At 56.6% G+C, this 7,623-nt stretch carries 3 protein-coding genes; 2 read left to right on the plus strand and 1 reads right to left on the minus strand.

Going from position 1 to position 7,623, the window contains the following annotated elements:
- On the minus strand, positions 1 to 5,075 hold a 5,075-nt coding region (locus tag CSQ89_RS18430), incomplete at its 3' end, for an RHS repeat protein (protein WP_199065697.1).
- A gap of 778 nt (positions 5,076 to 5,853) precedes the next feature.
- Here CSQ89_RS18430 and CSQ89_RS23715 point away from each other — a divergent pair.
- Positions 5,854 to 6,510, plus strand: a complete 657-nt coding sequence (locus CSQ89_RS23715; protein ID WP_308418179.1) for a hypothetical protein — start codon at positions 5,854 to 5,856, stop codon at positions 6,508 to 6,510.
- 67 nt (positions 6,511 to 6,577) lie between these two features.
- The gene (locus CSQ89_RS18445; protein WP_099407541.1) at positions 6,578 to 7,435 is read left to right on the plus strand and encodes an N-6 DNA methylase; all 858 of its coding nucleotides are present in this window, start codon (positions 6,578 to 6,580) and stop codon (positions 7,433 to 7,435) included.
- The last annotated feature ends 188 nt before the right edge of the window (positions 7,436 to 7,623 follow it).

The raw sequence follows: 7,623 nt of genomic DNA on the forward strand, positions 1-7,623 counted from the left end.
AGTTCCAGCTCAGTTGCTTCAACCAATCCATCGGCGGACGCCAGCCGGATGGAAGCAACCGCCTTGCCATCCTCTCGCTTACGTACCGCCACCAAGTCCGATTTACCATCGCCGCTGATATCACCCAGCAGATACTGGGTGTCGGCATGCCACTCACCTAACTGAATGGTTGCGCCTTCGGTAAAACCTGTGGCGCTCCCCAGCCACTGCTTACCCACCGCCTTGCCGTCCGCCTCGTGGCGGATTTCCAGCAGGTCCATGCGGCCATCGCCGTTGAAATCACCTTCAATGAAACGGGTGTCGCGCATCAATGCGGGCTGGCCGCCAGTTTGCGCTATAACTTTCTCTGTCTTGAACTTGGCGGCACTTGCCAAGCCGGGTACCGCATCGAGGATGCGCGTAGCAATGACGTTACCCATGGCGTTGTACTGGTATTCGGTGACCACCCCCATCGGGTTGATGACGTAAACCTGCCGATCGGCAGCATCGTAGACATAGCGCAGTGTTGCGCCGGTGGGGTCGGTTTTTTGCGTGACATTGCCAACCGCGTCATATTGGTACTGGGTGGCGAGCTTGAGCCCGGCAGGATCAACGATTTCGCTAAGCAGACGACCATGCTGGTCGTAACGGTATTCTGTGGTCTTGGCGACTTGGTCTTTCGCGCCTTCAGTGAGCTTGGTTCGCTTGCCCGCACCGTCGTATTCATAGCGCAAGGTTTGCGCGACGCCAGCCGGGTCTTTGACCAGTCGGCACACTTGGCCTTTCTGGTCGTACTCCGTCAACGTACGGCGGCCATCTGCATCGATGGTCACCACTTTCGCGCCAAAGGCATCGTATTCGTAGCGGGTGGTCAGCTTCAGCCCTTCCGGGTCCACCACCTGGCGTACAACACGGCCTGCTACGTCATATTCGTACCGAATCTTGCGCCCGCTGGCATCCGTTTCCAGCACGAGCTGGCCCACCGCGTCGTAGGTTTTCTGTTGCTTTTGCTTGAGCGCATTGACGATGCTGGTGAGCTTGCCCTTGCGGTCGTAATGGTGCTCAGTACGGTTGCCGCTTGCATCAACCAAAGCGATGGTCTGGCCAAACCGGTTCTTCTGGGTGGTTGTCTGGATATTGCCGGGCAAGGTCTGGATGATCTGCCGGTTTTTATCGTCGTAACGATAGGTGGTGACATGGCCAAGCGGGTCGGTGACGCTCAAACTACGGCCATGTGCGTCATAGCTGTAACGGGTTACGCCATCCAGCGCGTCGGTACGGGTGATGACCTGACCAAGGCGATCATAACGATAGCGGGTGGTGTGGCCATTGGCATCGGTATGCTGCAATACCCGGCCAAAGGCATCAAATTCATCCTGGGTGACGAACTGGTCGCCATCCGGGTCTTGAATGGTTTCGACCTTATTGCCCGCCTTGTCGTAGTGATAGTGTGTTAACTGTGCGGACTGCTGGATGCCCCGCGCTTGGCGAATCGACAGCACCGCGCCAAAGGCATCATAAGTTTGCGTTGTGCTAAAGCCCAAAGCATCGGTTGTGGCTAGCCTTTGGCCAGCGGCGTCGTAGCTGTACTGTACACGTCGATCCTGTGCGGGGTTCAAGGCTGCTTGCAAACGCGTTGTCAGCGCGCCATCAACACGCCCACCCTTTAGGCCAGTGGTATCAATCCGTGTGCCGTATTGCACACTTGCCGCCAACTGGCCCAAGCTGTTGTATTGGCTGACCGTGACTTCACCCAAGGCGTTGATGACATGCGTAAGCCGCGCAGCGCCATCGTAGTAATACAGGGTGGTGTGCCCTTGGGCGTTGATCGCCGCAGTGCGATTACCTGCCAAGTCATGGCGGTATTGGGTAGCATGGTCTTGCCATACCTTATCAACTTCTGCTGGCGTTTTGGCCGCTTGCAACCGTTGCGCGCCCTCCCCATCCAGCTCGGCGATCACGCGGCCGGCGCCATCATGGCGCTGGGTACTGCTCCGCACCTCGTCGGTTCCCACCGCTTGCCGGGTTTCAGTCAGGTTGCCGGTTGCATCGTAGCGGTATTGGGTAAGGGTGCCATCCAGCCCGGTTTTTTCAATCAACCGGTTGTTGGCGTCGTATTGGTATTTGGTTTGTGTGTCTGCCGGTGCAGATTGGGGACGAGTGGCCGCCAAGGTCGCTGCCGGTGTTTGAATTGGGGTGGCGTAACGAATCTCGACTAACTTGTTGCCCGCCGCATCGTAGCGGGTCTCGTTGAGGTAGCCGCCGGCATCCACCGTCGCCACCCGCCGGCCTGCTGCATCGTAATAGTGGTAGACATGCTGGTCATCGTCACTGTTGACCAGGCTCTGCAACCCCTGTTCTTCCACCCAGTGGCGGTCTGCCAGTACGATGGCTTGGCTCAGTGGCGTCGCATGGCGAATCACTTCGACGAGGTTCGCCCCGGCATCATAGCGATAGCGGGTAACCACCCCGGCAGCGCTAACCTCGGCCGTCAGCGAACTCGACTTGTCATAGACATAGCGGCTGATGCGATCATGGGTGGAAGCGCCCACCGCGATTTGTGCCAGACGTACTTCGTCCTTGTCGGCAGTAATCGGACGCAACGTGGCCACGTTCAACGCACCCGCATAATGAATGGCCGCGACTTTGCGGCCTGCGCCATCGTAGCGGTAGTCGATGACATGACCGCCATTGTCGATATGCCGCGACAGCAAACCGGCGTTGTCATACAACCACCATTCATGCTGGTCACTATCACTCGCTGTCGCGCCCACTTCGGTAAATTGCGCCAGGCGTGCGAGATCGGGGCTGCCATCGGGCAATACCCATGTGCTGCTGTCCACACTCGTGGCATAACGCACGCTGTGGTTTAGCTTGCCATCACGGCCATAGTAAAAAGCAGTAACCGTGCCCTGGCCATCAACTTCACCGACCTTACGGCCCGCGGCATCATGAAAGTACCAGTGCCGGCCGCCCAGGGCGTCTTCTACTATGCGTAAACGGTTGGCTGCGTCGTAATAACGGCGTTCGCCTGACAAAACCTTGCCGCCGCTATCGCTGACTTGGCTGGAAATTACTTCGCCATTGCCATTGTAGAGGCGGGTCGTGGTTGCCCCATTGGCCAATACCGTACTGACTTTATGGGCAACATCATCATAACGGGTGGTGGTGACCGCACCCGCCGCATCGGTGCTGAGCGTCAACCGGCCCAAACCATCGTAGGCGAAGCTGCTTTGGTGCGTCAGTGGGTCAACCTTGCTCAGCAACCGCCCCATGGCGTCATAGACATAACGCGTCGTCAGCGGCTCGGTTTTACCATCGGGCGAAACAACAAACCGTGTTTCTGTTTCCAACTGACCGCGGAAGTCGTAGGTGTAGTCAGTGCGTTTAGCCGCCGCTTCCGGTTGCGTGGCTTGCCATGCCTGCATTTGCGCAAGGCTGGGGTCGGCCCCCGCCGCCAGGGTGGTCACATCAAAGGTGTCTTTTAGGTACACCAACTCTGCTGTGCGTTGTCCAGCCGCATCGTAGCGGTATTCAGTGACGCGCCCGCTGGCATCTATGGCAAAGCGTTGATGCTGCTTTTCGTAAATCCAGCGTGTCGAGGTGGAAGCCGCGACCGTATCAAACGCCAACCCATCCACCGAGCGGTATTGATAGCGTGTCTCGGCAAGCAACTGGTTGTCGGCGGAATAACGGCGGGTAATCCGCACACCATTCGGGTTACGCTGTTCAATCAGGTTGCCTGCTGCATCGTGGGTATACGTGGTGTGATTGCCTTGGGCATCCACCATGCGAGTCAAATTACCGGCTTGGTCGTACTCGTAACGCACCTGCTCTACACGGGTCCACTGCCCATTCGCGGCAGAAACGGATTTGCCCATCGCCGTGACACGGCCCGCGCTATCGTATTGATAGGTCGTCTTGTTTCCTAGCGGGTCGGTGACGGTGGTTTGCCCACCCTGACCAACGATTTCCGCATATACCAAGCTCGGTGGCATGTTGATAATGTTGCCTGGCACCAAATCCTGCGGCTTCAAAGCCTGTCTTAACGCATCAGCCGCTTTTGCATTGCCATAAAGCTTTTCTGCAAGCGATGCCCAGGTGTCAGTAGAGACAACGGTATAGTTACCGCCAGTCAACAGCGCGGTCTTAACCTGCGCCGTACTGAATTGGTCGCGCGCGCCGGGTGCATTGTGCTGCAGCGTGGTGACCTTGCCCTCGCCATCGGTAAGCTGGCTAAGTTGCCATTGACCTGGAGCCGATTCGACATAGTCGAATTGCATGCTGGTGCCATCGCCCTGGGTCAGGCGGCTGATGCGGTGGCTGCTGCCAGCGTATTCATAGCGCGTGACATAGGTCTTGCCGTCGGCCACGCTGTTGTCGTCGGGGGTTAGGTCGACAATCAGTTGGCTCAAACGGCCCTGGTCGTCGTATTGGTAGCGGGTACGGGTTTGCGCCGTGCCATCAGGCGCAACATGGCGGATATCCGCCAGCAAATTATTTTGGTAATCGAAGACAAGCGCTTCGCCACCCGCGCTGTCGATGCGGCTGATCAAACCATTGGCGGCGTATTGATACGTCAGGGTATTACCGTCGCGGTCACGCGTTTTGAGCAACCGACCGCCCTCTGCGGTGCTGTATTGCTCGGTCAGCCCGCCATCTTGGCTCGTCCAGCTCCATTGGTTGTCGACATGGCAAATTGTGCCGTCCTCAACCCCTTGGTCCAGGCTGCGATAGGACTGGGTGGCGGCATCGTATTGGTAGCGCACTTCGCTGCCATCTTCTCGCAACCGCAACAGCGTGCTGCCGACTGCGCCAACCGCCCCACTCTCCAGCCGAACCTGCTTATAGGCCCCAATGCGCCAATTGTCATTGTTGTCGCCATCGAGGCCCGCTTGGCTGTTGTAGGTCCTCAGCAAACCCAGCTTAAAACCCTTGGCACCAAGAAACTCATCGCGATCCTGAATCGCCAAGTTGCCGGTAGCGGCATTCACGTAAATGCCAGTCTGCTGTTGCCCCAAAGAAGCGGAGCCGGAAGCAACACCCATTGCGCCTGCCGACAAACCCAACTGATTACCTAATACGATCGCGACCATCTTTTTATTCCTGAAGAAAGCTAGCCGCTATGGTGGTACGCGGCCGAATTAAGCAATGCTTCCGGATAGGCGTCGTCAGTGTTTAGTGCGGAGACAACAAAAAGTACAAAATTACTTGGCCAAATAGCCGCAGGCTTGCCCAGCGAAGAAACACGCCAACGCGTCATTTGGCATAGGGGTAGGTGCAAGCGACTGATTTGTAATTAACTTGATGAGTCGGTGGAGGGTGCAGCCAATAGAAAGGGTAATTCGTCGCGTGCATCAAAATAATTTGCACCGCCCCAGAAATATTTTGAATTAATCGCGGCGATGGTGAAATTAGCAGTCCAAGTTTTCTGCCGCACCCCCCTGGTAACGATTGGACGCTGTTTGACAACAACAAAACGCAAACCGCCCAACGAACTGCTTTAGGGCAACTCGCCCGTCCCGGCCGAATTGCGAGCAGTCGCTATGGCGCGGCGACCATCGCCTGACGGGTCCGTTGGCCCCGCCCTGTGTCAATGCCGGGCTGGGAAACCTTTCTTTGCGCTCTATCACGCCTTTCGTTCATCCCCCGTTTTTCCTGCTCTCCGGGCCGCCTCTTTTCGACGTGTAGCTCACGCCACCCAGGCAGCAAGGATTCGCTTTGCCACGCCCTCACCCGTTCGGTGCTCGCCTTCGGCTGCGCGCCGCATGCGGCTTCCTTTCGTGCCCTTGCTGCCTTGGCAGCGATCGCTTTGCACACGTCGAGGCGGCTCCAAAGAGCAGAAACAACTTAACGAAAAGGAAGGCACCCACTATGAACGCAAAGAACACCCAGCCCAGCATTGACACCAACAACGCGGGCGTTCCCCCCGCACCCCCCGAGGCTCACCATCGAGCAGGGTGGGTGGAAATCCCCAAATCTGAACTGAAAAAGCACTATCTATCAGGACGGGTTTATATCTCCTTCGCGGCATTGAAAGCTTTGTCGCTCGCAGGCTTCAGCCTGTCTGACCTGCTAGACCGTCTGAGTGGCTGGTCTGACCCCGTGTTGGTTGGGCAGACCATCATATTGATGGAGGGCATCCAGGCCTACTTCGGCTGTGACGCACACCGCTTGGACGACGGCGAATTTTATATGGATATCGACGTTATATCCGACGTATCGCTGCCCTTCTGTCCCCGCATATCCCTGTTCCCGCTTGGTCAAGTGTTGGCTACACCTGCTGCGCTCGATCTGTTGGCCGAACACGGTCTTAACGCTACGGATTTCATCGAGCGCCACCGCTTGGGCGACTGGTCAGAATTACCCGCTGAAGACGCCCAGATGAACGTCGACAGCATAAAACTTGGTGGCCGAATTTTCAGTGCCTACTACCTGACCGATGACCACCGCCAAAGTGCACCCCGAGTGTGGGTGATCACCGAAGCGGACCGCAGCGTAACCACGTTGTTCTTACCTGAAGAGTACTAACCCAGGCCATTCACGCCCGGCCAGACCCTTGGCCGGGCACCGATGAACAACCGAATGGGCAAACAACATGGGTAAGCGCAACGGAGTAACCGGCAGTGAGCACAAACAAGCTTTTGCCAAACTGGTCGAGCAGAACGCACAGAAGCACAGCAAGCAGGAAGTGTTCAGTGATTTTTGCGAAATGTCCGCTATCAGCATCAGCAATGCCGTAGATCGGACGCGGCGCGATGAGCGAGAAGCCCGCTATCTCGACATTGCAAAGCGCTACAACACCGACGAATTGAACCGTTTTGCAGAGATGTTGGCGCATGTCGTCTTGGAACTGGAAACCGGTTTCAGTGATGTATTGGGTTCCTTGTTCATGCAACTGGCGTTGGGTGACAGTTGGAAAGGCCAGTTTTTTACGCCCTATGAAGTGTCGTATCTCATGGCTGCGTTGACTTATGAGGACGTAACTGAACAGATCAAACATCAAGGATTCGTTCAGATAAATGAGCCGTGCGTAGGTGCTGGGGGAATGGCCATCGCCAGTGCCGACGTACTACAGAAACAAGGCATCAACTACCAACAGCATTTACACGTTGCCGCAACGGACCTGGATAAGCGGGCTTGTCACATGGCCTACATTCAGCTCGCGTTGCTCCATGTGCCGGCCATCGTCACTCACGGCAATGCCCTTTGTCCTGAAGCGCAAACCTACAGCCATTGGTTTACCCCTGCCCATGTACTGGGTCAATGGGACGAAAAGCTAAAAATCCGCTGGTTTGTCGACGCGTTTACCGAACGCTGTTCGCAATCGGCAGCCATCGCTCCGCGTACGTCCGTGACCCCGACTGAATACCAATCGGCAATCGATGTCATCAAGACCGATTCACAAGCTGCGCAATTGAGCCTGTTCGATGACCCACTTGATTGCACCCAATGATTTTGCAGTCTCCCGCTGCCCGGCGAGCACGCCAGACAGCGGGCAATTGATGGATATTACCTACTGATGTTACGCAGTGCATACGCTAACCTGTCGCCATGAAGAACAAAGAACTCGATTTGTACACCGACTATTTGCTGAGCACGTTTGGCGCGGCGACAGCAACGGGCTTGTCGGCGATGGTAGGT

The organism is Chitinimonas sp. BJB300 (genome assembly GCF_002735695.1).
Taxonomy (GTDB): Bacteria; Pseudomonadota; Gammaproteobacteria; order Burkholderiales; family Chitinimonadaceae; genus Chitinimonas.

Excerpts from the sequence above, each read along its gene's own strand:
- CSQ89_RS23715 (WP_308418179.1), top strand. The coding sequence starts at position 5,854 with ATGAACGCAAAGAACACCCAGCCCAGCATTGACACCAACAACGCGGGC.
- CSQ89_RS18445 (WP_099407541.1), top strand. The coding sequence starts at position 6,578 with ATGGGTAAGCGCAACGGAGTAACCGGCAGTGAGCACAAACAAGCTTTT.